The following is a 25,991-nucleotide window of genomic DNA, read 5'->3' as shown; positions in this document are numbered from 1 at the left end:
ACCACTTAATTCTATTTTAAATCAAGCGTTTTATTGGTTTTAGATGGATAAAGTTTTTCTAATGGTTGGTGCTAAAAGCTCTACCCATTGCGCATACATTGTGCCAGAAGGATGCAGACCATCGCTGGCATTTAAAGTAGAATCTGTAGCGGCATTTCTTGAAATAGGTGTAATATCAGTGAAACTAATATTTTCTATTGCGCATTCAGTTTTTATAATTTCATTGAATAAATCAATTTCCTGAGCTATTTGTTTAACATCTCTTTCAGAATCGATTCCAAAAGGAGTAACAGACCAATCTGGAATAGATAGCACAAATATTTTGTATTTATGATCATTCGCAATATAGATAGCCCTGTTTAGTAATGATTTGAATTCTTGTCTGAAATTTTCTGCATCTCTACCTCTATATTGGTTATTCACCCCGATTAATAAAGTAATTAAATCGTAAGGAATTTGTAATTCCGATTGGTCTAAAGCATCACTTAATTCATCAGTAGTCCACCCCGTTTTCGCAATAACTTGAGGGGGGCTGTTAAAACGATTTTTTTCTTTATTTAAATCCTCAACCAGTTGATATGGGAAAGATTCATGCTGTTCTACAGCCTCTCCAATGGTATATGAATCGCCTAGTGCCAAATATTTAAACATCGTATTTTTCAATTATATTCATCTCAAATAGTTGCGCAAGATTTTTCTTTAACTGAGTAGCAACTTCATCCATATTCGGTTTAAAACCTAATTCTTTTTCCATTGATGTTACTGCTTTATCATCAATTCCACAAGGCACAATATTTTTGAAATAATTTAAATCGCTAAGAACATTTAGAGCAAAACCGTGCATGGTAACCCATCGACTACATCTAACGCCCATTGCGCATATTTTTCTCGCATTAGGAGAATCTGATTCTATCCAAACACCCGTATATCCCGTGTATCGTCCACTCTCAATACCATAATCTTTTAATGTAATAATTATAGCTTCTTCAAGCGTTCTTAGATAAAGATGAATATCTGTGAAAAAATTCTCAAGGTCTAGAATTGGATAGCCCACCAATTGTCCAGGTCCATGATAGGTAATATCGCCCCCTCTATTAATTTTGTAAAAAGAAGCGTTTTTTTCTTTTAGACCTTCTTCGTCTAATAATAAATTATCTTGTTGGCCACTTTTTCCTAAAGTATAAACATGCGGATGCTCACAAAAAATTAAATAGTTTGGCGTTAATTCAGGGTTTTCTAAGTCTCTGTTTGCGGTTTTAATAGCCACTGTGCTCTTGAAAATATCTTCTTGTTTGTCCCAAGCGTCTTGGTAATCAATTAGACCCCAATTTATAAATTGAACTTCTTTATTTTTCATTTTAGTCTTGTGAAACATAGGCAACCATGTACCCATCTTTTGTGTTAAAATAATTTACATCCAACTCTTTATTTTCTGTTGGTAATTGTGCAATTACCTTTAGTGAGCCTTCGTTTTTTAATTTAAATGGCTTAATATGGATATGTTGTTTAAATTCTAACCCTTTTTTCCCATGCCATTTATAAACTGCCTCTTTAGCACACCATGCAACATATAAACCATTTGTGTTATCACCAATTTGAGGTTGAGCTAATTCTAAATCAGATAAGAATTTATGTTTAATGCTTTTTATTTTGTGTTTAATCAATTCAATATCAATTCCAACATGATTTTTGTCGCTGATTATAACAGCAGCATAATCAAAACTGTGACTAAATGATATTTTATAATGTGAATTCAATAAATAGGGTTTGCCATGATCATCCATACCACAATCAATATATTCGTCAGTATTCATAAGCTGGCGTAGTAAGCGACGGGTGGCTAACCATTGAATTAATCTTTTTCCAGTTCCTAAACTATCAATAAAATCTAATTCGTGTTGTTTTAATTGTAATCCTTTTCTAAACGCTTCTTCATCTTCTTCAATCTTCCAAATTCCGATCGTAGTATGAGCGTTTACAGCTTTTTCTAATACCAGCGGCATAATTGTTAATTATAATATCGACAACAAAATTATCTTAAAAAATTGGAATTAAAGCTTGGATTAGTATTTAATTCAATTTTAGCGCTTTAATTAAAAAATAATAAGCGATTTTTTTTAAAAATATCAGGCATTGTTACTATGTTTAGGATAATAGAAATTGAATTTTAATTCTCACCATACTAAAAGCATGAATACAATAAAAGTTACAATAAAGGATCGTTTAGCCATTATAACCTTAAACAGAGGAAAATCTAATTCTATAAACCGGGAGATGGTGCAAGAGTTGATAGATGTTTTTGCTCAAATTGAGGCTGATTCGAGTATAGGGGGCGTAATTATTACTGGAAAAGAGAATTTCTTTTCTGCGGGCTTAGATTTAATTGAATTGTATGGATATAATGAAGAAGAAGCTAGGTCGTTTTGGTATTTGTTTTTAGAATTTAATGCTAAAATTACATCGTTTAAAAAACCTTTAATTGCTGCTATAAATGGACATAGTCCGGCGGGTGGTTGCGTAATTGCATTGGCATGCGACGCTAGAATTATGTCGGATGGAAAATTTATTATTGGTTTAAACGAAGTCCCAGTGGGCATTATCGTACCTAATGTAATTTTCCAATCTTACAGCTTTTGGTTAGGCTCAGCTGTTGCTTCAAGAAGTTTACTTAATGGGAAGTTGTTTTCCCCTCAAGAAGCTAAAGAAGTAGGTTTAGTAGATGCGGTAATCGATTCTAATAAAATTATGACTGAGGCCGAAAGAATTGCAAGAAAATATATGGCGTTTGAAGCGGTAACTTGGCAGCAAAGTAAGTTAAACATTAGAAAGGAACTTATAGGTCATGCCAATAAAGATCAGCGTGAAGATTTAGAGTTGATGTTAAAACAATGGTGGGCACCTTCAACTAGATTGATATTGAAGACAATTATTGATGGACTAAAAAATAAATCAAATTAAAATGAAACAGTTAATGTTAGGCGCAGACGGATTAAAAGATAAAACCATAATTATAACTGGTGGAGGAACTGGGTTAGGGAAGGCGATGGGTATGGGATTTCTTCAGGCAGGGGCTAATTTAGTTATAACAAGTAGGAAACTTGAAGTATTAGAGAAGACCGCCAAAGAAATGGAAGCGGCAACTGGAGGTAGAGTTCTTGCGGTGGAGTGCGATGTTCGCGATTATTCGCAGGTAGAAAATGTGTTGTCGAAAACTTTAAGTGAATTTGGAAAGGTTGATGTTTTGTTAAATAATGCAGCAGGGAATTTTATTTTGCCGACCGAGCGTTTATCAGCAAATGCTTTTTCTACTATAATTGATATTGTATTAAAGGGTACAGTTAATTGTACACTTGCTGTTGGTAAGCACTGGATAAAAGAAAAGCAACCAGGAGTAGTACTCAATATTTTAACAACTTATGCTTTTACTGGATCTGGGTATGTGGTGCCTTCTGCATGTGCAAAGGGGGGTGTGTTATCCATGACTAGATCATTAGCAGTAGAATGGGGGAAATACGGTATTAGAACAAATGCAATTGCGCCAGGACCATTTCCAACTAAAGGTGCATGGGAAAGATTATTGCCTGGAGATTTGGCAGAAAAATTTGATTTTAAGAAGAGAGTTCCGCTTAAAAGAGTGGGTGAGCATCACGAATTAGTTAACCTAGCGGCGTTTTTAGTTAGTGATTTTTCGGGATATATTAATGGAGAAGTTATAAGTATTGATGGTGGAGAATGGCTGCAAGGTGCCGGTCAATTTAATGGTTTAGAGGCCATCCCATCAGAAATGTGGGACGCCCTCGAACAAATGACTAGGAGTGTAAAAGGGAGTTAATTACCACCTAATTAAAGCACTACCCCAAGTAAAGCCAGAACCAAATGCAGCCAAGCAAATAAGATCGCCATCTTTAATTTTGCCAGCTTCCCATGCTTCACATAATGCTATAGGAACTGAGGCTGCGGTTGTGTTACCATATTTTTGAATATTGTTAAATACTTTATGATCTGGTAATTTTAATAATTGCTGCACATATTGACTTATTCTTAAATTGGCTTGATGGGGAACCAATAGGTCAATATCGTCTGCAGTAAGATTATTAGCAGCTAAGGCCTCTTTAATTACTTCTGGGAACTTAACTACTGCTTTTTTAAATACTGCTGGGCCATCCATATAAGGTAATGCAGCTGTACTGTTAAGTATGGCTTCATTCATAAATAAGCCGCCTAATTCTTGATCAGCAAACGGAGGCAAATCTTTATTCCATTTATTTGCATGAGAGCCAGGGTAAAGCATCGATAAAATTTCGGCATCTGCGCCGTCACTATGTAAATGCGTACTTAAAATCCCACTGTTTTTGTCTTTTGAGGGTTGTAATACCACTGCTCCAGCTCCATCTCCAAAAATTACAGAAACGTTTCTGCTGCGCGTATTAAAATCCATCGCAAATGAGTGTTTTTCACTTCCAACTACCAAAATATTCTTGTACATCCCCGTTTTAATAAATTGATCTGCAACAGATAAAGCATATACAAATCCTGAACACTGATTTCTAATATCAAGTGCGCCAATTTCTTTCATGCCCATTTCTCTTTGCAAAAGAACACCACAGCCAGGGAAAAAGTAGTCTGGACTTAAAGTCGCGAAAATTATAAAATCTACATCTTGTGCGGTTATTCCGGCGCGTTCAATGGCAATTTTTGCTGCCTCAATGCCCATTGTAGTTGTGGTTTCATTATATCTGTCAGCAAATCTTCTTTCCTCAATTCCTGTTCTTTCTCTAATCCATTCATCACTTGTTTCCATGAATTTAGAAAGGTCATTATTGGTATAAACGTTTTTTGGTACGTAGTAACCAATGCCAGCTATTTTAGATTTTTCCATTTTCTGTGTAAAAAGAAACAAATGTAATATTATTTTGATTCTTAAATACTCTTATTAACTTGCAAACAAGCGTATTATTTTAGCATTTATTTTGTAAATTTGAAACTTTGCAACTGACAAAGTGGCTTGTGAATTAAATGGCTTAATAGTTGCGAATCAATGTTTTTACCATATCGATAACCATAATAATATAGGATGTTAGGATTTTTAACCAAAGTATTTGGAAGCAAATCAGAAAGAGATGTTAAGTCAATAAGACCTCTAGTTGATAAAATTAATCAAGAATTTGAGAAGTTAGCCAACGTAACGAATGATCAGTTACGAAATAGAACAACAGAATTAAAGCAAATAATTTCTGAGTATTTAACTGAAATTGACGAGAAAATATCCGCGTTAAAGACTGAAGCTGAAAATGGAAATTTGTCTTTGGAAGAAAAGACCTCAATTTATGATCAAGTAGATGCGCTTTTAAAAGATAGAGATAAGGAATTAGAAGTAGTTCTACTTAAAATTTTACCTGAAGCATTTGCTGTTGTAAAGGAAACTGCTAGAAGGTTTTCGAATAATGAAAAATTAGAAGTTACCGCTACGCAGCACGATAGAGATTACGCTGCAAGAAAGAAAAATGTAACTATTGAAGGCGATAAAGCGTATTGGGCAAATAGTTGGGAAGCTGCGGGGAATATTGTTACCTGGAATATGGTGCATTATGATGTTCAGTTAATTGGTGGTATCGTTCTTCATAGTGGTAAAATTGCCGAAATGGCAACAGGTGAGGGTAAAACTTTGGTGAGTACATTGCCTTCTTATTTAAATGCATTATCTGGACAAGGTGTGCATGTGGTTACGGTGAACGATTATTTAGCTCGACGAGATTCTGAATGGAATGGACCTATATTTGAATTCCATGGCTTAAAAGTAGATTGTATTGATAAGCACGAACCGAACTCTGAGGCAAGAAGACAAGCTTATTTAGCAGATATTACATACGGTACAAATAACGAATTCGGTTTCGATTATTTGCGTGACAATATGTCTCAAACGCCAGGTCAGCTGGTACAAAGAAAGTTGCATTTCGCAATGGTAGATGAGGTGGATTCAGTTTTAATTGATGATGCACGTACGCCTTTAATTATATCTGGTCCGGTTCCTTTTGGAGATCAACATGAATTTCATGAATTAAAACCTAGGATAGAGCGTTTGGTGAATGCTCAAAAAGCATTTATTACACAAACCTTAAATGAGGCCAAAAAGTTAATTAATGCTGGTAACACTGGGGTAGAAGAAGGCGATGGAGGTATGGCATTATTGAGAGCACATAGAGGTTTGCCAAAAAATAAAGCATTAATAAAGTTCCTAAGTGAAGGTGCAAATCGCCAAACTTTGGTTAAAACGGAACATTACTTTATGGCAGAGCAATCTAAGAATATGCCTAAAGTAGACGCTGAATTATATTTCTATATAGATGAAAAAAATAATCAGGTTGAGTTAACAGAAAAAGGTATTGAGTTAATTACCATGACTGGTGAAGATCCTTCTTTCTTTGTTTTACCTGATGTAGGAACTGAAATTGCTGAATTAGAAAAATCTGATTTAAGTAATGAAGAAAAAATTCAAAGAAAAGATGCCTTATTAAGAGACTACTCAATTAAAGCAGAAAGAATTCATTCTATTAATCAATTATTAAAAGCTTATACATTATTTGAGATTGATGTTGAGTATATAATTGATGAAGGGAAGATTAAAATTGTAGATGAGCAAACCGGTAGGGTTATGGAAGGCCGTAGATATTCTGACGGTCTACACCAAGCCATTGAAGCAAAAGAGAATGTAAAGGTTGAAGATGCTTCTCAAACTTACGCTACAATTACGCTGCAAAATTATTTCAGAATGTACCATAAATTATGTGGTATGACTGGTACGGCGACTACAGAATCAGGTGAGTTTTGGCAAATTTATAAATTGGATGTAGTTGAAATCCCAACCAATAAGGCTATTGCTAGAATTGACCACCAAGATTATGTTTACAGAACGGTAAGAGAAAAATTCAATGCAGTAGCAGACGAAATTGTTAAGTTAACCGAAGCTAAGCGACCTGTTTTAGTGGGTACCACTTCTGTAGAGATTTCTGAGTTGTTGAGTAGAATGCTAAGCTTAAGAGGAATTAAACACAATGTATTGAATGCTAAATTGCATCAAAGAGAAGCAGATATTGTTGCAGAAGCAGGTTTGGCAGGTACAGTTACTATTGCAACAAATATGGCTGGTCGTGGTACAGATATTAAGTTAGGTCCAGGTGTTAAAGAAGCAGGAGGTTTAGCGATCATAGGTACCGAAAGACATGAGTCAAGACGTGTTGATAGACAGTTAAGAGGTCGTGCAGGAAGACAAGGTGACCCAGGTTCATCTCAATTCTTTGTTTCGCTTGAAGATAATTTAATGCGTTTATTTGGTTCTGAAAGAATTTCTAACATTATGGTTAGAATGGGGATTGAAGAAGGCGAGGTTATTCAGCATTCAATGATAACAAAATCTATTGAACGTGCACAGAAGAAAGTAGAAGAGAATAACTACGGTGTTCGTAAACGTTTATTAGAATATGATGATGTAATGAACTCTCAGAGAACAGTTATTTATTCTAAGAGAAGAAATGCATTATTCGGAGATCGTTTAGATGTTGATATGAACAACATGGTCTTTGATGTTGCAGAAGATATTGTTACTGAATATAAGGAAGAATTAAATTATGAAGGTTTCAAACTTGAAGTAATTAAAAACTTCTCATTAGAAACCGAAATTACTGAGTCGGAATTTAATAGTAATAACGTAAATACATTAACAGGTAAGTTGTTCCATGAAGCTACAGAATTTTATGAAAGAAAATCTGATGGGATCATTAAGCAAGCATTACCTGTATTAAAACAAGTTTTTGAAGAAAGAGGAAGTATAATTGAAAATATTGTTATTCCATTTACCGATGGTTTAAGAAATATTCAGGTACCGGTTGATTTGAAAAAAGCGATTGAAAATGAAGGTCGTGAAGTTACCCGTTCATTCGAAAAAACAATTATCCTAGCTTTAATTGATGATAGCTGGAAAGAGCATTTACGTGAAATGGACGATTTAAAACAATCTGTTCAAAATGCGGTTTATGAACAAAAAGATCCATTAGTGATTTATAAAATGGAGGCATTTTCTTTATTTAAAAACATGCTTAATGTGGTGAATAAAGAAGTTGTTAGCTTCCTATATAAAGGTGGAATACCTGGACATCCAGAGCCAAATGAGGTAAGAGAGGCTGCTGCTCCAGTAAAACAACCTAAATTACAAACGTCGAAAGCTGAATACGGAAGTGATGCTGGTCTTCCAATGGAGGATACCAGAGAAAATGTACCTCAAACGCCAATTCGAAAAGAAGTAACTATTGGTAGAAATGAACCTTGTCCTTGTGGAAGTGGAAAGAAATTTAAAAACTGCCACGGTCAAGGAGCATAAATAAAAAACGAAATGAAAAGGAATTATATATTTATTGTAATCCTCCTTTTCTGTGTAATTAAAACCTCCGCACAGATAAAGGGCGAGGTAACTGTAATTAAAGATCCGTCAATAGATTCTTTAATCTTAAAAAGAATTGCAATTACAAAAAAAACAACTACTCCTGTGGTTCCAGCTAAAAAGCCTGGAACCACTCTTGTTGATCAATATGGTTTTAGGGTTCAAATATTTTATGGCTCAGACCGTCGGGAAATATTTAATCAACAAGCTAAATTTAAGAGCTTATATCCAAAATATAACGCATATATTTCATTTAAATCGCCAAATTATTACTTACGTGTAGGCGATTTTAGAACCAGACAAGAGGCTCAGAATTTTTTAAATGAATTAAGACCTAAATTTCCAACTTTATTCATTTTTAGAGAAAAAATTAATGCGCCTAATTTGGATTAATACAGTTCATCAACACCATGATAGAAAAAATTAAACAACTGGCATCTACTATATTTCCAGAAATAGTAGAAATTAGAAGGCATATTCACGCAAATCCTGAGTTATCTTTTCAAGAGTTTGAAACTTCAGAATTTGTTAAAAAGAAGCTCAGAGAATGGGATATCCCATTTATAGAAATGGCGAATACCGGCGTTGTTGGCTTTATAAAAGGCACTAAAGATTCTGATAAATCTATCGCTCTGCGTGCAGATATGGACGCCTTGCCCATACAAGAACTAAACGATAAACCCTATAAATCCACTAATCCTGGCGTAATGCATGCCTGTGGACACGATGTTCATACAGCTTCGTTATTAGGAACTGCGTATATCTTAAAAAATTTAAGCTCAACTTTTGGCGGACAAATTAAACTTGTTTTTCAACCTGGAGAAGAAGTTTTGCCGGGTGGTGCCAGTATAATGATTAAAGAAGGTGTATTAGAAAACCCTAAACCAAATGCAATGTTGGGACAACATGTATTACCTTTCTTAGAAAGTGGTAAAGTTGGTTTTAGATCTGGTATTTATATGGCCTCTACAGATGAATTATATGTAACGGTTAAAGGCAAAGGTGGTCATGGTGCACAACCTCATCAGAATATAGATCCAGTTTTAATTTCTGCACATATGATAGTGGCCTTGCAACAAATTGTAAGTAGAAATGCCGATCCTAGACTACCGTCTGTATTATCTTTTGGTAAAGTGGAAGCTAAGGGAGCAACTAATGTAATTCCGAATGAAGTGAAATTGGAAGGTACTTTTAGAACATTAAATGAAGAATGGCGTAAACAAGCACATGTTTTGATGAAAAAAATGGCCGAAGGTATTGCCGAAAGTATGGGTGGAAGTTGTGAATTCAATATTATGAATGGTTATCCTTTTTTAATAAACGAAGAAAAGCTTACCGAATCTTCAAAAATGGCCGCTATAGAATATTTGGGGAATGAAAACGTTGTAGATTTAGATATCTGGATGGCTGCCGAAGATTTTGCTTATTATAGTCAACAAACGGACGCCTGTTTTTATAGATTAGGAACAGGAAGTGTAAAAAAGGATACTTTTCATTCTGTTCATACACCCAATTTTGATATAGATGAAAATGCATTGTCTTTGTCGACAGGACTGATGGCTTATTTAGCGCTTAAACAATTGGATCTTTAAATAAGATTTACGTAAAACATTATAAATGAAAAAAATCTATTTTTTAGTTGGGGTTATTTTATTAGCTGCACCAAAGCTTTTTGCTCAAGTTGTAGAAAGAGCTACAATAGATACGATAAAGACCATTCATATAGATTCTGTAATTAATATTACGAGAGGACGATTAACCGCCGAAGATTTTATTAGAGAGGTGGTAAATGATACAAGTTTTTATAAAGCCTTTAGAATGATGAAAAAATATGAATTTATAGCAGAGAATTCTCTTTATTCATATGATAAGCAAAATAAGGTGACGGGAAGTATGTATAGGAAAATCAAACATTCTAACGATACTAAAGGTCATAATATGCAATATTTGGCACAAAATGATAGTGGGGAATTGAAAAAAAAGAATGGGAAATATAAGCTTACCACCGTCGAAATGTTTGATTATATCTTTATGAATGCTTATAATTCCGACTTTGTTCCAAATGCTGAAGTAAGTAGTGTGAAGGGGATTGGGTCTAATGAAGGAATAAAGGATAAATTAAAGACTTTGATATTTAACCCAGGCAGGCCAATAAAGGGGGTTCCGTTTATATCGAATAAAACTCAGATTTTTTCGGCGAACATGAGGCAATATTATGATTACACCTTTTATAGAGGTAATTATCTAGATAGTATTCCGGTTTATTGGTTTAAGGTTACCGTAAAGCCAGATCTTACTAAAGGTACCAAAGATGGTTTAATGATAAAGGAATTAACTACCTTATTTGATGCTAGAAATTTTAATATTTTGGGTAGAGCTGTTGATATGAAATTAAACAATTTTGCTTTTGATTTCGATGTGAAAATGAATATTGAAATGGCTTATTTTGGTGAAGAAAAATTACCTACAAAAATTAGCTATCAAGGTAATTGGGATATACCTTTAAAAAAGGAAGAAAAAGTTAGTTTTCTAGTTCTTCATAAAGATTATAAATTAGAATAAAGTTTATTTTAGAACTTTTTGGTTGTTAATTTAACAACTATTAGGATTGAAGATTTATAAATTTGATGGTTATATTGCTTTATAAATTTCAATATTGTAAGTTTTAATTTCACTTATATTTCCATTTAGCAGTAGGTAAATATGTATAAATATATAATTGTTATCTTATTAGGTGTAGGATTATCTGTTTTGGTAAGTTCATTTAGCTATACTCAGAAAAAGAGAGTGATATTTTTTGGAGACTCAATTACCGAGCTAGGTGTTAAGGAAAATGGATACATTACTTTATTGAGACCTAAATTGGGCGAAGATAAATTTGAGTTAATTGGAAAAGGAATAAGTGGGAATAAGATTTACGACTTATACTTACGTTTAAAATCGGATGTGCTGGATTTGAAGCCGAATGTAGTGGTTATTTATATTGGTATCAATGACGTTTGGCATAAAAATTTGTTAAAAACTGGGACTGATTACGATAAGTTTCTGAGGTTTTATCAAGCATTAATAAATGAGATCAAGTTAAATGGTTCTGAGGTTATAATTTGTACGCCAACAGTAATAGGTGAATTGAAATCTAATGCAAATGAGATGGATGCTGAATTAAATAAATATTCGGAAGGGATAAGACAATTGGCTGTTAAAAACCAATTAAAATTAGCTGATTTAAGAAGTTTATTTAATCAATATATAGCGGAGAATAATGCTCAAAATACTTCTAAAAATATTCTTACATACGATGGTGTTCATTTAAATAATGTGGGCAATTCTGTATTAGCGGATTACTTTGCGAAAATTTTGAACTAATTTAAAAGGTAGCCACCAACGAGATGATTACGCAGGAAACGATCGACAAAATAATGGAGACTGCTCGGATTGAGGAGGTGGTTGGTGATTTTGTAAATTTAAAAAAGCGAGGTACTAGTTTAATTGGTAATTGTCCTTTTCATAATGAAAAAACACCATCCTTTAATGTTTCGGCAGTTAAGGGAATTTTTAAATGCTTTGGATGTGGTAAAGCTGGAGATTCTGTCCGTTTTATTATGGAGCATGAGAATTATTCCTATCCTGAAGCGCTAAAGTTCTTAGCGAATAAATATCATATAGAAATAGAAGAAACTGTAGATTATAAACAAGATGCAGAGGTTCAACAAACCAAGGAAAATCTATTTATTATTTCGCAGTATGCGTCAGATTTTTTTAAGAAAGAACTTTGGGAAGGGGAAGAAGGAAAGGCAATTGGCTTAAGTTATTTTAAAGAAAGAGGATTTAGGGAAGATATCATTAAAAAATTTGAGTTGGGATTCTCCCCAGATATTTGGGATGCTTTATATGCAGACGCTATTAAAAACGGCTATAAGCTTCAATATTTAGAAGAAACCGGACTATGTATTAAAAATGATAATGGGAAAATTTACGACCGTTTTAGAGGTCGAGTAATGTTTCCAATTCATAATATTACAGGAAGAATTATCGGTTTTGGAGGACGTACTTTAAAGTCAGATAAAAATATCCCTAAATATGTAAACTCTCCTGAAAGTCCAATTTATCATAAATCAAATGTATTATATGGTTTGTTCCAAGCCAAAAAGGCAATTCGAGATAATGATAATTGTTATTTGGTGGAAGGATATGCTGATGTGCTTTCTGTTCATCAAGCCGGAGTTGAAAATGTTGTCGCTTCCTCTGGTACTTCCTTAACAATAGAACAAGTAAGGCTAATTGGCAGGTTCACAAAAAATATAACCATATTATTTGATGGAGATTCGGCAGGGGTTAAGGCCTCTTTAAGAGGGCTCGATATTATATTAGAAGAGGGGTTAAATGTTAAGATCGTTTCATTTCCTGACGGGCACGACCCAGACTCTTATATGCACCATGTTGGTGCCGGCTTATTTAAAGAATATCTTGAGCAAAGTAAAAAAGATTTTATTCTTTATAAAGCTAATGTCCTATTGGCTGAAGCAGGTTCTGACCCAATAAAAAGAGCAGAATTAATTAGGGATATAGTTGAAAGTATAGCGAAAATACCAGATCAAATTAAAACTTCTATTTTTATCAGGGAGTGTAGCAATTTACTTAAGGTTGAAGAACGTATCCTAATTAGCGAATTAAATAAAATACGATCAGCAAAAATTAAAAAAGCACCTACCTCTCCTCAGCCTATTGCTCCAGATGCGGTTGCAAAAAGTACAGATTTTAGAGAAGATCCTTCGCTTGTTAAGGAAACTAATGAATTACAAGAGCGAGAAATTATTAGGCTTTTGCTTACCTATGGACATGAATTTGTGAGCTGGGATGAAGATGCCGAAAAAATGTATATAGGTCCTTTTATAATGTCAAATTTAACTGATGTTCAGTTTGAGGATCCTGTTTGTAGAAAAATTATAGAGATTTATTATAAAGAAATTGATTTAGGACACCTTCCAACTGCTAATCAGTTTATAAAAAGCGATGATAATGAAATCGCTCACCTAGCAGTTACTTTATCTTCATCTCCTTACCATTTAAGTGAAAATTGGTACGATAAACATAAAATTTACGTGAGAGACGAATCGGTAAATCTAAAGTCTACCATTTTGGGCGGAATTTTTCATTTAAAGAAAAGAAAAGTTGATGGGATGTTAGAAAATTTATTAATTGAAATAAAGACCGAGACGGACCCTGTTAATCAAGAAATATTGATGAAGAAATATGCGCTCGCAAAAAATTTAGAACGTAGTATTTCAGAATTTTTAGGGTCTGTTATAGTGAAATAATGAATGCTTCATTAAATTTGGGACGGTTGGGAGAGGAAATCGCTTCTAAATATCTTTTAAATTTAGGATACGAAATCTTAGATCAAAATTGGGTTTTTGAAAAAGCAGAAATAGATATTATTGCTTTATTCGACAATAAAATTGTATTTGTTGAAGTTAAGTCGAGACGTAGCCAAGCATTTGGATTACCGGATAGTTTTGTTGATGAAAATAAAATTATGAATCTTTCACGTGCTGCAGATCACTATCTTTACCTCGTAGATTTTAATGGAGAAGTTAGATTTGATATTATTTCAATCCTTTTTAACGAAAATCAATCATATACTTTAAATCATATAGACGATGCTTTTTGGCCAGAATAGAATAAAATTTTACTCATTAGCTTTAATTTCTTTGTTTTTTATCGCTTGTAGTGAAGAAAAAAACAAATACGTTACTTTTTTAACACCTGAAGGTGGGTCAACAATAAATTTAGGTCAATCTTTTAAAGCCAAATTGGATTTAGATGATGTTACAAATCTAGATTCAATTGTTTATTTTATAGATACAGTGAAGGTGGCCGCAAATACGAATGCTAATGAAGTAGAAATTAATACTGGGGGATTTGTATTGGGTAACCATGTTTTGATGGCCAAAGTCTTTAAAAATGGCAATCATGAGGAAATTACAACCAATATTATAATCCTTGCAGCATCAGCTCCAAAAGAATATGCTTTTAAATTGATTAAAAGTTACCCTCATGATGCAGCAGCATATGTACAAGGGTTAGAATATCATAACGGATATTTATATGAAAGTACGGGTCAAAGAGGACAATCTTCTTTAAGAAAAGTGGAAGTTGAATCTGGAAAAGTTGTGCAAAAGATTGATGTTCCGGAACAATATTTTGCCGAAGGTTTAACAAAAGTAGGGAATAAGCTTATTCAGTTAACTTACCAAGAAAGTGTTGGTTTTGTATATGATTTTAATTCATTTAAAAAGGTTTTAGAATTTTCTTACCCATCTAATAGAGAAGGGTGGGGATTGTGTTTCGACGGTGAAAAATTGTATAATTCAGATGGATCTTCTACAATTTATATTTTGGATAAGAATACTTATCAAACCATAGGCTCAATAGAGGTATATGACCATAGAGGTCAAGTAAATTTGCTAAATGAATTGGAATATATTGATGGGAAAATTTATGCCAATATTTACGATTTAACGGGGCCTTATGCAAATAAGATTGTAGTTATTAACCCAAATACCGGAGCGGTAGAATCCACTATTAATTTAATAGGGTTACATCCTTTGCAAGATAGAGCACTGGATACCGATTATATTTTAAATGGAATTGCCTACAATAAAAACACAAAACGATTATACGTTACTGGAAAATATTGGCCTAAACTTTTCGAGATAGAAATTTCTATTCCTTAATAGCTTTTATAATACCATCATAAGAAATACTTTCTCTGTTCATACTATTTATAAATAGAATGGAATTTCCATTTGGCTGAATTTCTAAAATAATCTCGCGTGTAGAAAAAACATCCTTAATTTGATAGTTTATGTGATACACGCCTTTCTTATTTTTTTTGATGTTCTCTGAAAATTTATTTGAAATAAATTTATTTCCTCCTTCATTTAGACCATTATTTCCTGAAAAAGATCTACCGTAATAAGGTAAATACGCATTTATTTCATTGCTGTTAAATTTCACATTATAAATGTTTGGGTCTAAATCAATTTTAGACGACGATACACTTCCTGGTATTCTACGTAGAATTTCAGTTATATCATAACTGTTTTGAGGATATGCACTCCTAGCTTGAAAAATGAATTTTTTGGAGTTTATTATTTCCTCCAAGTTGATTTCATTTTGAGCGAATACCGATTGTGCACCTATAAAAACTAAAATAATTAAAAATAATTTTTTCATATTTTATTCCTTTCTCCAGTTTTTAAATTGGTTTATTTGTCCATTTGTTGAAGCATCGTGATGGGTAATTTCTTCAGTTGATTTAAGGTCTGATTGAATGGTTTTTGCAAGTTCTTTACCTAATTCTACACCCCATTGATCAAAACTAAAGATATTCCAAATTATACCTTGAACAAATATTTTATGTTCATATAGAGCTATAATTGTGCCAAGTGAATAAGGGTCTATTTTTTTTATTAAGAAAGAATTAGTTGGCCTGTTACCTAAAAATACTTTAAATGGGGCAATTTTTTTTATTTCTTCATCACTTTTACCTGCCAATTTCAACTCATCTATAACTTGATTTATATCTTTCCCATTCATTAAAGCTTTTGTTTGAGCAAAGAAATTAGATAGTAGAATTTCATGATGGTTTCCAATAGGGTTAAGGCTTATCGCCGATGCTATGAAATCGCAAGGAATAAGTTTAGTTCCTTGATGTATTAATTGGAAAAATGCATGTTGTCCGTTAGTTCCAGGCTCGCCCCAAATAATTGGTCCTGTTTCATAATCTACCTCATTTCCATTTCTATCTATATATTTTCCATTACTTTCCATATCCCCTTGTTGGAAATAAGCGGCAAAACGATGTAAATATTGATCGTATGGAAGTATTGCTTGTGTTTCGGCTCCATAAAAATTAGTATACCAAACACCAAGCAATGCCATTATTACAGGGATGTTTTGTTCGAATGGGGTGTTTTTAAAGTGTTTATCTGCTGAATGAGCCCCATCTAATAATAACTTGAAGTTTTTAGGCCCTATGCTGAGCATAATTGGTAAACCAATAGCGCTCCATAAAGAATATCTTCCACCCACCCAATCCCAAAATTCGAACATGTTATTCAAATTTATACCGAACTCTTTTACTGCCTCATCATTTGTACTTAGTGCTGCAAAATGCTTTTCAATATCTTCCTTTTTTCCAGCTTTTAAAAACCAATCTCTCGCCGAATGCGCATTTGTCATGGTTTCTTGCGTGGTAAAAGTTTTCGAAGCAATTAAAAATAAGGTGGTTTCAGGATTTAGATTTTTTAATGTTTCAACAATATGAGTTCCATCTATATTAGAGACAAATAATAATTTAAGGTGATTTTTATAATGTTTTAATGCTTCTGTAACCATTACTGGTCCTAAATCAGAACCGCCGATTCCAATATTAACAATGGTATCAATTGGTTTTCCAGAAAAACCCTTCCATTCTCCCAAAATTATAGAATTAGAAAAAGCTTCCATTCTATCTAAAACACTTTTTATTTCAGGAATTATGTTTTTTCCATCAACAATAATACTGCTATCGGTGCTATTTCTTAAGGCAGTATGGAGTACCGCTCTGTTTTCAGTTTGATTTATTTTTTCGCCATTAAACATACTAGAAATAGCATCCTCTAACTTACATTCTCTAGCGAGTTGCATTAAAAGAGCTATGGTTGTATCGTCTATTCTATTTTTTGAGTAATCAAATAATATTCCTTCAAATAAAATCGAAAATTTTTTAAAACGATTAACATCTTCATTAAATAAATCTTGAATACTTTTTTCATTCAATTTTATAAAATGATCCGTCAGATATTGAAAGGCTTTTGTTGTAGTAAAATTAATAGAAGGGAACATAATTTGATATTTTATACAAAATAACAAAAAAGAGTTTAATTAAGTTAAAAAATGGCTATTTCATAGTATATTATAGTATATTGATATTAGATTTTTACCTTTACAAAATGACAAAAGAACAATTACAAGATTTAAGAGACAGGGTTGAGTCTCTGAGGAGGCATCTTTGACGTTGAAGAGCGATTATATCAAATATCACAATTAGAGCGATTAACTTTAGCGCCTGATTTTTGGGATAACCCAAAAAAGGCAGAAAGTTTATTGGCCGAAATTAATGTTCATAAGAAATGGACAGAATCATGGGAAAAAGTACAATCGGTGGTAGATGATACCTCGGTGTTATTTGATTTCCTATCAGCCGGAGAAGCCACTCAACTTGAGGTGGATGAGCAATATAAAAATGCCTTAACTGAAGTGGAGGAGTTGGAGCTCAAAAACATGTTAAACATTAAGGAAGACCAATTAAATGCAGTAATTCAGATCACTGCAGGTGCTGGAGGTACTGAAAGTTGCGATTGGGCCTATATGCTCATGCGTATGTATATGATGTGGGGGGCAAAAAATGGTTATAAAATTACTGAGCAAGATTCCCAAGAAGGGGAGGTTGCAGGAATTAAATCTGTAACACTACAATTCGAAGGCGATTTTGCTTATGGATATCTAAAAGGAGAAAATGGTGTGCATAGGTTAGTAAGAATATCCCCTTTTGATTCTAATGCTCGTAGACATACTTCTTTTGCTTCTGTGTATGTTTACCCCCTTGTAGACGATACTATTGAAATCGAAATTAATCCTTCTGACATAGAATTTGAAACATTTAGAGCAGGAGGAGCGGGTGGACAAAATGTAAATAAGGTAGAAACAGCTGTAAGATTATATCATAAACCATCAGGTATAATCATAAAGAATCAAGAATCTAGATCGCAGTTGCAAAATAAAGAAAACGCTATTAGGCTTTTAAAATCTCAACTCTATGAAATAGAGCAAAGAAAAAGAAATGAAGCTGCCGCTGAAATAGAGGGTTCAAAGAAAAAAATTGAATGGGGTTCACAAATTAGAAATTATGTACTTCATCCTTATAAGTTGGTTAAAGATTTAAGAACAAATTATGAAACCAGTAATGCTCAGGGGGTATTAGATGGTAATATTGACGAATTTTTAAAAGCTTATTTAATGGAGTTTTAGTTGTTTAATATAGCCTGTAATTCCAACAACTCTGAAACTTTATCCAAATTACCTGAGTTTTGGTAAGAAGAGATAAGGTTTCGGAGTACTCTTCTAATTATTTCTACATTGCTACAAGGAGAGTAAAAACCTGGAATAGGGTCAATATTAAGCTGTTTTAAAAATCTATCTACATCGTGTTTGCCGAAAATGGAACCTTTATTAAATGCATTAATGTAGAATAAGATTCCATAGGTATTCTCCTCATTTTTACTTTCATCTAAATACCCAAGAATAAAATGTTGAGGCAAATTAATCCCATATACCGGAATGTCTAATTTCTGTGCTATGGTAGAATAAATTATAGCTAAGGAAATTTGATTCCCCTTTTTACTTTCCATAACCTGACTGATGTAGGAATTTAAGGGGTCATTATGATTTTTTATATTTCCACCAAACCCGAACTGATTATATAGAACGTGATTTATAAGTTTTATTTTTTCAATAGAACTCATCTCGTATTGTAAGTTCAGCCAGATTTCACGTTTAATTTCTTCAATTTCAAGAATTATTTTTTGCTCGTCTAGATCAGGGTATTGGTATCTATTTATTATCAGCGCTCCTTGCAGTAAATCAAAGGCCCCACTTTGATACCATAAATTTAAATCTTCTTTAATGGTGTTAAATTGAATTCTATGGACTAAATTTTCAATTCTTTGTTGCAAGACTGCATTGATAGAATTTTCCCATTCAAATTCTAAAATATTTATAACCTGTGGTCCATAAGACATCAATTTATCTTCTACATGAAGATAAATTTCATCGTCAGGGTCATCTAACAATTTTAATAGAGCCTTTATTTCTGGTAAATTTTCCATTTATAAGATAAAAATACAAATAATTTGTTCCTATTTTTGAAAATGCAATTCAACTTTCTAATCGATTTTATTAAACATAGAATTTCTGCTAATAATAGACATGGGACTCACTCTCCTTTTGTTTATAAATTGGCCGATGAAGTGATCTATAACTTTAAAGAAAATGAAGATTCTAAAATTATAGAGAAACATCGTATTTCTTTGTTAAACGATAATAGGGCATTAAATATTACTGATTTAGGAGCAGGATCGTTATTAAACAAGGAAACGTCGAAGAAAGTAAAAGAAGTTGCCGCTAACGCCTTAAAAAAGCCAGCTTTAGCTCAGCTGCTATATAGGTTGTCTAAATACTTTAATCCTAGTTCAATAATCGAACTAGGAACATGTTTAGGTATAACTACAGCTTATTTTGCAAAGGCAAATCCGAATGCAAAAATTATTACAATTGAAGGTTGTCCACAGACTGGCTCCATTGCCGCTGAAGGATTTAATGAAATGGGGTTGAAAAATGTTGAATTATTGATAGGTAATTTCGACAATGTTTTGCCTGAAGTATTAAAAACAATTAATCCTTTAGATTTTGTATATGTTGATGGCAATCATAGAAAGGATGCTACTTTAAATTATTTTGAATGGTGTTTGGCAAATAAAAATGATGACACCGTTCTAATTTTTGATGATATTTATTGGAGTAAAGGAATGAAAGAGGCATGGGAAGAAATAAAAAATCATCATGAGGTAACAGTTACCATAGATATGTTCTGGATTGGCTTAGTTTTTTTTAGGAAAGGGCAAGCTAAAGAACATTTCAAATTGAAGTATTAATCTCCCGGTTTATACGTTTTTATAGCATTTTTGTTGATATCCTCATCGTAGAATAATACATTTTTGAATTTGCCTTCAGCAAACATTTTCCCTTGATCATTAAAATTTGGAGAATTCTTATTCCCACTATTTCCGCCAACCAAGAGTGATTTTGCTATAATTTTGGCCCCAAATTCTACTACACATATAAATGAATTGCCACTATAGCCGTATCTTTTGTTTGTTCCTTCGAAAACTCTGCTATTAAAAGAGGCTAGTTGACCCCATGTTGCTGATGTTTCTCCAACTGGGTAACTTAATAAATTGTCGTTATGAATTGCATTTATATTATCGTCTATTCTTTGAAATCTATTGATCTCACCCCAAGCAATATTCCAACTATTATATTTCCTTCCTAATTCATTAATAGTTTTAATTAGCGGGTCTAATAGTTGGTCGGCACTCGCTAGCCTTGCAAATTGCTTAAACGATAATACCTGGTCTTGCTCACCTTTCGAAATATATACTCGTGGCATACTATTGTTTATTTTTTGTCCCCATTCAACTGCAATAGTAGTAGCTACTGAGTTTATAGAAGATTTATAATTCCAATTTGATAGAGTGTCTATAACTGGTTTTAAAGATTTATATTTTTCTGAATTTTGGTTATATGCATTAATTAAAGCTGGAATTAAAACCTTAAATGCTTCTAATGTGGGTTCGTACCCTAAATTGATTACTGAGTTTATATCATGCTTTCTATCATCATTCAATAATCTAATTGCATTAATTGCTCTGAAATTTTCACCATCTGGTGCCATATATTTTGCATAGAAACTAGCATTTGGACTTGAAGTGCCTGATGAAGTAAATGGTGAAGAATTACAATTTTGAATCCAAGCTGTCAAAGGATTATAAACATGAACTGACTCTTCTACCGAATGTAGTCCATTCCAGTCTGTTTTATTAGTAGATCCATCAACTGGTTTTGTCCAATTATAAGTAGAATCTCTTTTTGGAATAAAATTACCATGCCAGTAGGCAATATTTCCTTTATTGTCTGCAAAAACTGTATTGTTTGAAGTATTTGCCCTAATATCCATTGTTTTTTTAAAGTCTTCTAAACCTTTTGCTTTGGTTCTTAACCAACTTTGTGTTAAACTTTTAATAGATCTATTGAACGATTTTAATGCTATCCATTTTTCGCCGTTTTTAGCTACGATTGGACCATGATGAGAAAAATAAGCTTTAAAAATTTTAGTAATTACCCCATTTTGCTCCTTAACATTAATTCTTATTTCTCGTTCTTCAATTGGAATCCATCGATCGTTGTATTTTGAAAAGTACTTACCACCCTTTTCTATAATTGTTTCTTCATATAAGTCGGCAACATCAACCGCACTTGAAGTATGCATCCATCCGCAATATTCATTAAAGCCTTGGTAAATGAAAAACTGACCCCAGGTAACAGCTCCATATGAATTTAAACCTTCATTACTTTTAACATGAATTTCTGGTCGGAAATAAAAAGTAACATGTGGATTAATATATAAAATTGAATTTTTGCTTTTTGTTTTAGCGGGGCCTAAGGCAAAACCATTAGATCCGGTTTGTATTTCTATAAAATCTTCCTTTTTCTGAAAAGTTCTGGCTAATGTGTTTTTTGAATAAAAATTTTTTAAATCATTTAATGTGGCTCCACCTGTACTAATTGCCCCTATACTGCCATCTGTCCATAATAAAGCATGCCAAGGCTTAAATTTTTTTATTATTTGAGGTTTTACCGATGGGTTTTTATAGAGATAAAAATTAATTCCATCAGCAAAAGCAACCATCAGCTTTTTAAGCCAAGGTTCGGCCATTTCAAATTCTTTTTTTGCATCTACAGTATCAATTAATAAGTGGATTTGTAAATCTTTATATAAATCTATTTCACCATTTATCTCAGATAACTTCCCTAATTTCTCAATATAATTTAATTCAATTCTTTTAAAATCATCTTCGCACTGTGCATATAGCATTCCAAAAACTGCATCTGCATCGGTTTTGCCATAAACATGTGCAATCCCATAATTATCTCTTATAATTTTCACATTGTTTGCCATTTTATTAAATCTGGTAATCTCTTCTTGATTAAAAATTTGAGCATTTAATAAAAGTGGAAATAGTAGAATAGCTGTTTGTGTAAATAATAATCTAAACATAATATCTATGGTGTAAAACTTTAACTATGTGCAAGATATAGTTTTTGTTATATAAAATTTCTGGAAATTTTCCCTTTTACAATATAAAGTGAGGTAATATTTTCCTTATTAATGATCATTTCTCCTTTATAATTAGGGTTTGATGACTTTAGAATAATTTTGGAGGAGTCGGGGTGCTCATGGATTAATTTTAACAATTTTAAATTGTTTGTTCGATGATCTGTAAAAATCACGTAGGCTTCGCCCCATTGTAAAACATTAAAATTATTAATTTCTTTGACTGCTATAATATCTCCAGCAATGTATTTGGGCGACATAGTATTTCCAAATACTGGCAAATATGCCGTACAATCGTTAAATGGTTTAAAATTTATAAAGTATTCTGGATGAACTTCATTCATAGATAAATCGGGATTTGCCTCCTGTATATTTATCGTGTACATGGGAACACCGCCTTCGAAATTATTAGAAATTAAAGATGTGTTATATGGTGTTCCTTCACCTGTTTCTAGCCATTTTATATTTACGTTTAGAATTCTTTCTAATTTTTGCTTTAACATTTTAGATACGCCTAATCCATTCTTTGCCCTTAAAACATCAGAAATAGAGCCGCTTTGCATACCAATTTTTTCCGAAAACTCTTTCTGAGTTTTATAAGGACTGTTTTTAATTAGAATTTTTAATCTCTCATTCTCCGTCATATCTAAGCGCTTAAATACTTGACAAATTTTAGAATTAATAAGAATTCTAATAAATTTATCCAATGGTAAAAATAATTACTTTTAAATATATGAATTTTAATTCAAAGAGTCGAAAGGGAGATTTTATTAATGGGTTTATGCTAATGATGGAAGAATTTGAAATGTATGCTTCTATTAAGCAGCATAAAGCATATATTAAGCGGTGGACTAAATTTTTATTAAATAATACTGGCTTTAATTTAAGCACATCTGATATTTTTATTAGGTATATTATATTAACTGAATTCTTAAATAACCTAAAATATTACTTAGATAAAAGTTTTGATGACAAAGAATTTCAATTAACTAATTTCACTTCAAAGTTTAAGGTAATATTGGTGGAGTTAAATATGCTCTGTAATCAAAAAGAATTTAAAAATAGAGATGAAATATTAATTCAATGGATGTTATCAACCTATATGAAAGAAAGAACTACTGAAAATCAAGTTAAACCATTAAGAAATTGTTTAAAGAAGATATTTCAATATTTGGCAAAATTAAGCGACACAAAAGTTCTTAAGAATAACTCAACAAATTGGTTTTAACTAAAAAGCTTCAGCTAGACTAATATATAGCCCAGATTGTCTTTTTTCGTTAGGTAATTTTTCTCCAATTCCATAATCAACTCTTATACTCAAACCTTTTTCTGGATCAAAAAAGTATCTCAATCCACCTCCATAGTTAGGTTTTAGATTTGATAATTTCAATTTATCAACACCATAAACGTTTCCAGCTCCCGCAAATGCAACAAATCCAAATCTAGAATTATACCTATATCTAAGCTCTGCTTGAAATGCGGCTAAATTTTTGTCTCTATATCTTCCGGTATAATATCCACGCATTAACTCATCATTTCCTAATTGAGGAAGCAGAAAAAATGGGGTATTCTTTCCTCCAACATGGTTGAAATATCCTTGAATACCTAATACTAACTTATTAGTAATTGTAGAGAAATTTCGTAAGTTAACTTTCGTTATAACGCCATTGTAATTTAATTTGGAGTCTATATTTGGCAAATACTGAACAGAAATTCTACCATAGAAACCTTTTGTTGGATAGTTATTAGAATTTCTTGTGTCAAAGCTTTGGGAAACGCCAAAAAATCCTACTGAGCCGCCATTTTTACTTGTATAATTATTTAAGTCAAAAATTCCACCCACTACTTCATCTTTGAAACTATATTTCTCTACCCCAATAGAAACACCCGTATATAAATTGGGAGAAATTCTCTTTTCTACCTCGGCTGTACCGCGAAAAAACGATTGTACCAATTTATCAGCGTTTGTCTCTAAAGTATTGTTTCCAATTCCATAAAAATTAAATGGAATTTCTTTAAATCTTAAATCGCCTAGAATATGATGATCATTGTTTTTAGTCCACAAATCTCCTTTTAAATTTAAATTATAAATACCTTTTGTAGAGTATGAAGCATTTAAAATAAAATTACTACTTCTATTTAAAGTGTCATTTCTATCCATATAATAGGAATAGATTGCACCAATGCCGAATTCAGCACCTCGTTCTTGACTGTAACCAAAAGTAGGAAGGGGCAAAAAACTTGAATTTCGAGCTGTATCGTGTTCGTTAGAAATTAATTTTTGTATTATTTTTTTTTGTGCGAAAACTGGCGTACAAAAAAGCAAGGAAATTAGGAAAATACTGGTTTTCATTAGGTCAAAGGTAAATGAATTAAATGTGAACCTCATTAAAATGTTGATATATAGTTTAGTTATCTCTTAAATATTCCCTATTTAGGTTAAACTTTATAAGAATTGGACTTTATTGCTTATTTTTACACTTCAATTATAATTACACATGAATAAAAGAGGACCAATTTCTGACTTTATTGAGAAAAATTATCTTCACTTTAATGCTGCGGCATTAATGGATGCAGCAAAAGGATACGAAAGTCATCTAGATGCTGGTGGGAAGATGATGATTACTTTAGCAGGGGCTATGAGTACGGCTGAATTAGGGATATCATTAGCAGAAATGATTCGCCAAGACAAAGTTTCAATTATATCTTGTACTGGAGCTAATTTAGAAGAAGATATAATGAATTTGGTGGCTCATTCTCATTACAAAAGAGTGCCAAATTACAGAGATTTGAGTCCGCAAGATGAATGGGATTTGCTAGAAAATCATTATAACAGAGTAACTGATACTTGTATTCCTGAGGAAGAAGCATTTAGAAGACTTCAAAAACATATCCATAAAATTTGGACAGATGCTGAAGCTGCTGGAGAGCGTTATTTCCCACATGAATACATGTACAAGATGTTATTAAGTGGTGATTTGGAGCAATATTATGAAATTGATCCAAAGAACTCTTGGATGTTAGCTGCTGCTGAGAAGAATTTACCGATTGTGGTTCCAGGATGGGAAGACTCTACAATGGGTAATATATTTGCATCGTATGTTATTAAAGGCCAAATAAAAGCCACTACAATGAAAAGCGGTATAGAATATATGGCTTGGTTGGCAGATTGGTATATTAAGAATTCAGAAGGAAAAGGTGTAGGTTTCTTTCAAATTGGTGGTGGTATTGCTGGAGATTTCCCAATTTGTGTAGTTCCTATGTTGTATCAAGATATGGAAATGGAGAATATTCCATTTTGGAGTTATTTCTGTCAAATATCAGATTCAACTACTTCTTACGGCTCTTATTCGGGTGCAGTACCTAACGAAAAAATAACATGGGGTAAATTAGATATTAATACACCAAAGTTTATAGTTGAATCTGATGCGACAATAGTAGCTCCGCTGATATTTGCGTGGTTGTTAAAAATGTAACATAAAAAAGTCCAAAAGTAGAACCATTAAGACTAGATTTAGTTCTAATTTAGAATGAATATAAATTGTATTTCCATGTCAT

General features: G+C 32.6%; 24 protein-coding genes. 14 read left to right on the top strand and 10 right to left on the bottom strand.

Annotated features, from left to right (window positions below):
- Positions 1-39: 39 nt before the first annotated feature.
- From VRU49_RS02045 to VRU49_RS02035, 3 genes are read right to left on the bottom strand one after another with little or no spacing between them, the layout of a single operon-like run.
- Positions 40-651, bottom strand: a complete 612-nt coding sequence (locus VRU49_RS02045; protein WP_330145108.1) for an SGNH/GDSL hydrolase family protein — start codon at positions 649-651, stop codon at positions 40-42.
- Entirely contained in the window at positions 644-1,357 is a 714-nt protein-coding gene (lipB, locus tag VRU49_RS02040) for a lipoyl(octanoyl) transferase LipB (protein ID WP_330145107.1), read from the bottom strand. Before lipB ends, VRU49_RS02045 begins: the two co-directional genes overlap by 8 nt.
- Before the next feature lies 1 nt (position 1,358).
- The gene (locus tag VRU49_RS02035; RefSeq protein ID WP_330145106.1) at positions 1,359-2,003 is read right to left on the bottom strand and encodes a 4'-phosphopantetheinyl transferase family protein; all 645 of its coding nucleotides are present in this window, start codon (positions 2,001-2,003) and stop codon (positions 1,359-1,361) included.
- Between the two features lie 187 nt (positions 2,004-2,190).
- Between VRU49_RS02035 and VRU49_RS02030 the strand changes: the two genes are divergently transcribed.
- Together VRU49_RS02030 and VRU49_RS02025 are read left to right on the top strand one after the other, a co-directional pair.
- Positions 2,191-2,958 carry an enoyl-CoA hydratase/isomerase family protein gene (locus VRU49_RS02030; RefSeq protein ID WP_330145105.1) on the top strand — a complete coding sequence of 256 codons (768 nt, stop codon included), beginning with the start codon at positions 2,191-2,193 and terminating at the stop codon, positions 2,956-2,958.
- A 1-nt stretch (position 2,959) separates the two neighbouring features.
- Positions 2,960-3,832 carry an SDR family oxidoreductase gene (locus tag VRU49_RS02025; protein WP_330145104.1) on the top strand — a complete coding sequence of 291 codons (873 nt, stop codon included), beginning with the start codon at positions 2,960-2,962 and terminating at the stop codon, positions 3,830-3,832.
- Here the strand turns inward: VRU49_RS02025 and VRU49_RS02020 are convergent, their stop codons facing one another.
- Entirely contained in the window at positions 3,833-4,879 is a 1,047-nt protein-coding gene (locus VRU49_RS02020; protein ID WP_330145103.1) for a 3-oxoacyl-ACP synthase III family protein, read from the bottom strand.
- 195 nt (positions 4,880-5,074) lie between these two features.
- On the opposite strand from VRU49_RS02020, the gene secA reads away from it, so the two are divergent.
- The 8 genes from secA (at position 5,075) to VRU49_RS01980 (ending at position 15,171) form a co-directional block, all read left to right on the top strand.
- A complete protein-coding gene (secA, locus tag VRU49_RS02015) occupies positions 5,075-8,374 on the top strand; it encodes a preprotein translocase subunit SecA (RefSeq protein ID WP_330145102.1) in 3,300 nt (1,099 codons plus the stop codon).
- Positions 8,375-8,386: 12 nt separating this feature from the next.
- Positions 8,387-8,827 (top strand): SPOR domain-containing protein, encoded by a 441-nt coding sequence (locus tag VRU49_RS02010; protein WP_330145101.1) that lies wholly within the window; start codon positions 8,387-8,389, stop codon positions 8,825-8,827.
- 17 nt (positions 8,828-8,844) lie between these two features.
- Positions 8,845-10,026 (top strand): M20 metallopeptidase family protein, encoded by a 1,182-nt coding sequence (locus tag VRU49_RS02005; RefSeq protein WP_330145100.1) that lies wholly within the window; start codon positions 8,845-8,847, stop codon positions 10,024-10,026.
- 25 nt (positions 10,027-10,051) lie between these two features.
- Entirely contained in the window at positions 10,052-10,996 is a 945-nt protein-coding gene (locus tag VRU49_RS02000) for a hypothetical protein (RefSeq protein WP_330145099.1), read from the top strand.
- A 141-nt stretch (positions 10,997-11,137) separates the two neighbouring features.
- Entirely contained in the window at positions 11,138-11,800 is a 663-nt protein-coding gene (locus VRU49_RS01995) for an SGNH/GDSL hydrolase family protein (protein ID WP_330145098.1), read from the top strand.
- Between the two features lie 23 nt (positions 11,801-11,823).
- The gene (gene dnaG / locus VRU49_RS01990; protein WP_330145097.1) at positions 11,824-13,752 is read left to right on the top strand and encodes a DNA primase; all 1,929 of its coding nucleotides are present in this window, start codon (positions 11,824-11,826) and stop codon (positions 13,750-13,752) included.
- Positions 13,752-14,114, top strand: coding sequence for a YraN family protein (locus VRU49_RS01985; protein WP_330145096.1), 363 nt, complete (start codon positions 13,752-13,754; stop codon positions 14,112-14,114). The genes dnaG and VRU49_RS01985 overlap by 1 nt, the downstream gene beginning before the upstream one ends.
- Entirely contained in the window at positions 14,095-15,171 is a 1,077-nt protein-coding gene (locus VRU49_RS01980) for a glutaminyl-peptide cyclotransferase (RefSeq protein ID WP_330145095.1), read from the top strand. Before VRU49_RS01985 ends, VRU49_RS01980 begins: the two co-directional genes overlap by 20 nt.
- Here VRU49_RS01980 and VRU49_RS01975 read toward each other — a convergent pair.
- Together VRU49_RS01975 and pgi are read right to left on the bottom strand one after the other, a co-directional pair.
- Positions 15,161-15,673, bottom strand: coding sequence for a DUF4251 domain-containing protein (locus VRU49_RS01975; RefSeq protein WP_330145094.1), 513 nt, complete (start codon positions 15,671-15,673; stop codon positions 15,161-15,163). The two genes, VRU49_RS01980 and VRU49_RS01975, sit on opposite strands and share 11 nt — an antisense overlap.
- Before the next feature lie 3 nt (positions 15,674-15,676).
- A complete protein-coding gene (gene pgi / locus VRU49_RS01970; RefSeq protein ID WP_330145093.1) occupies positions 15,677-17,326 on the bottom strand; it encodes a glucose-6-phosphate isomerase in 1,650 nt (549 codons plus the stop codon).
- 107 nt (positions 17,327-17,433) lie between these two features.
- On the opposite strand from pgi, the gene prfB reads away from it, so the two are divergent.
- Positions 17,434-18,511, top strand: a protein-coding gene (prfB, locus tag VRU49_RS01965) for a peptide chain release factor 2 (protein ID WP_330145092.1) whose coding sequence is annotated in 2 segments (ribosomal slippage) — positions 17,434-17,493 and positions 17,495-18,511 — 1,077 coding nt in all. Because the reading frame shifts where the segments join, the coding sequence is not laid out codon by codon here.
- On the opposite strand, the gene VRU49_RS01960 is transcribed toward prfB, so the two are convergent.
- Complete coding sequence (locus tag VRU49_RS01960) at positions 18,508-19,368, bottom strand: transglutaminase-like domain-containing protein (RefSeq protein WP_330145091.1); 861 nt, start codon at positions 19,366-19,368, stop codon at positions 18,508-18,510. The two genes, prfB and VRU49_RS01960, sit on opposite strands and share 4 nt — an antisense overlap.
- Before the next feature lie 42 nt (positions 19,369-19,410).
- Between VRU49_RS01960 and VRU49_RS01955 the strand changes: the two genes are divergently transcribed.
- A complete protein-coding gene (locus VRU49_RS01955) occupies positions 19,411-20,193 on the top strand; it encodes an O-methyltransferase (RefSeq protein WP_330145090.1) in 783 nt (260 codons plus the stop codon).
- Here VRU49_RS01955 and VRU49_RS01950 read toward each other — a convergent pair.
- Both VRU49_RS01950 and VRU49_RS01945 read right to left on the bottom strand, forming a co-directional pair.
- A complete protein-coding gene (locus VRU49_RS01950) occupies positions 20,190-22,376 on the bottom strand; it encodes a penicillin acylase family protein (RefSeq protein WP_330145089.1) in 2,187 nt (728 codons plus the stop codon). The genes VRU49_RS01955 and VRU49_RS01950 overlap by 4 nt on opposite strands.
- Positions 22,377-22,423: 47 nt before the next feature.
- On the bottom strand, positions 22,424-23,077 hold the full coding sequence (locus VRU49_RS01945) for a LexA family transcriptional regulator (protein WP_330145088.1): 654 nt from the start codon (positions 23,075-23,077) through the stop codon (positions 22,424-22,426).
- 89 nt (positions 23,078-23,166) lie between these two features.
- Between VRU49_RS01945 and VRU49_RS01940 the strand changes: the two genes are divergently transcribed.
- On the top strand, positions 23,167-23,661 hold the full coding sequence (locus tag VRU49_RS01940) for a hypothetical protein (RefSeq protein WP_330145087.1): 495 nt from the start codon (positions 23,167-23,169) through the stop codon (positions 23,659-23,661).
- Here the strand turns inward: VRU49_RS01940 and VRU49_RS01935 are convergent, their stop codons facing one another.
- Positions 23,662-24,786: a BamA/TamA family outer membrane protein gene (locus tag VRU49_RS01935; RefSeq protein WP_330145086.1), complete on the bottom strand. Its 1,125-nt coding sequence runs from the start codon at positions 24,784-24,786 to the stop codon at positions 23,662-23,664.
- A gap of 145 nt (positions 24,787-24,931) precedes the next feature.
- Between VRU49_RS01935 and VRU49_RS01930 the strand changes: the two genes are divergently transcribed.
- Positions 24,932-25,909: a deoxyhypusine synthase family protein gene (locus tag VRU49_RS01930; protein ID WP_330145085.1), complete on the top strand. Its 978-nt coding sequence runs from the start codon at positions 24,932-24,934 to the stop codon at positions 25,907-25,909.
- Positions 25,910-25,991 lie beyond the last annotated feature (82 nt).

It is taken from the genome of Pedobacter flavus (genome assembly GCF_036324285.1).
Lineage (GTDB): Bacteria > Bacteroidota > Bacteroidia > Sphingobacteriales > Sphingobacteriaceae > Pedobacter > Pedobacter flavus.
Note: the sequence above shows the minus strand (reverse complement) of the source record. Positions and strands in the feature narration are given on the sequence as shown.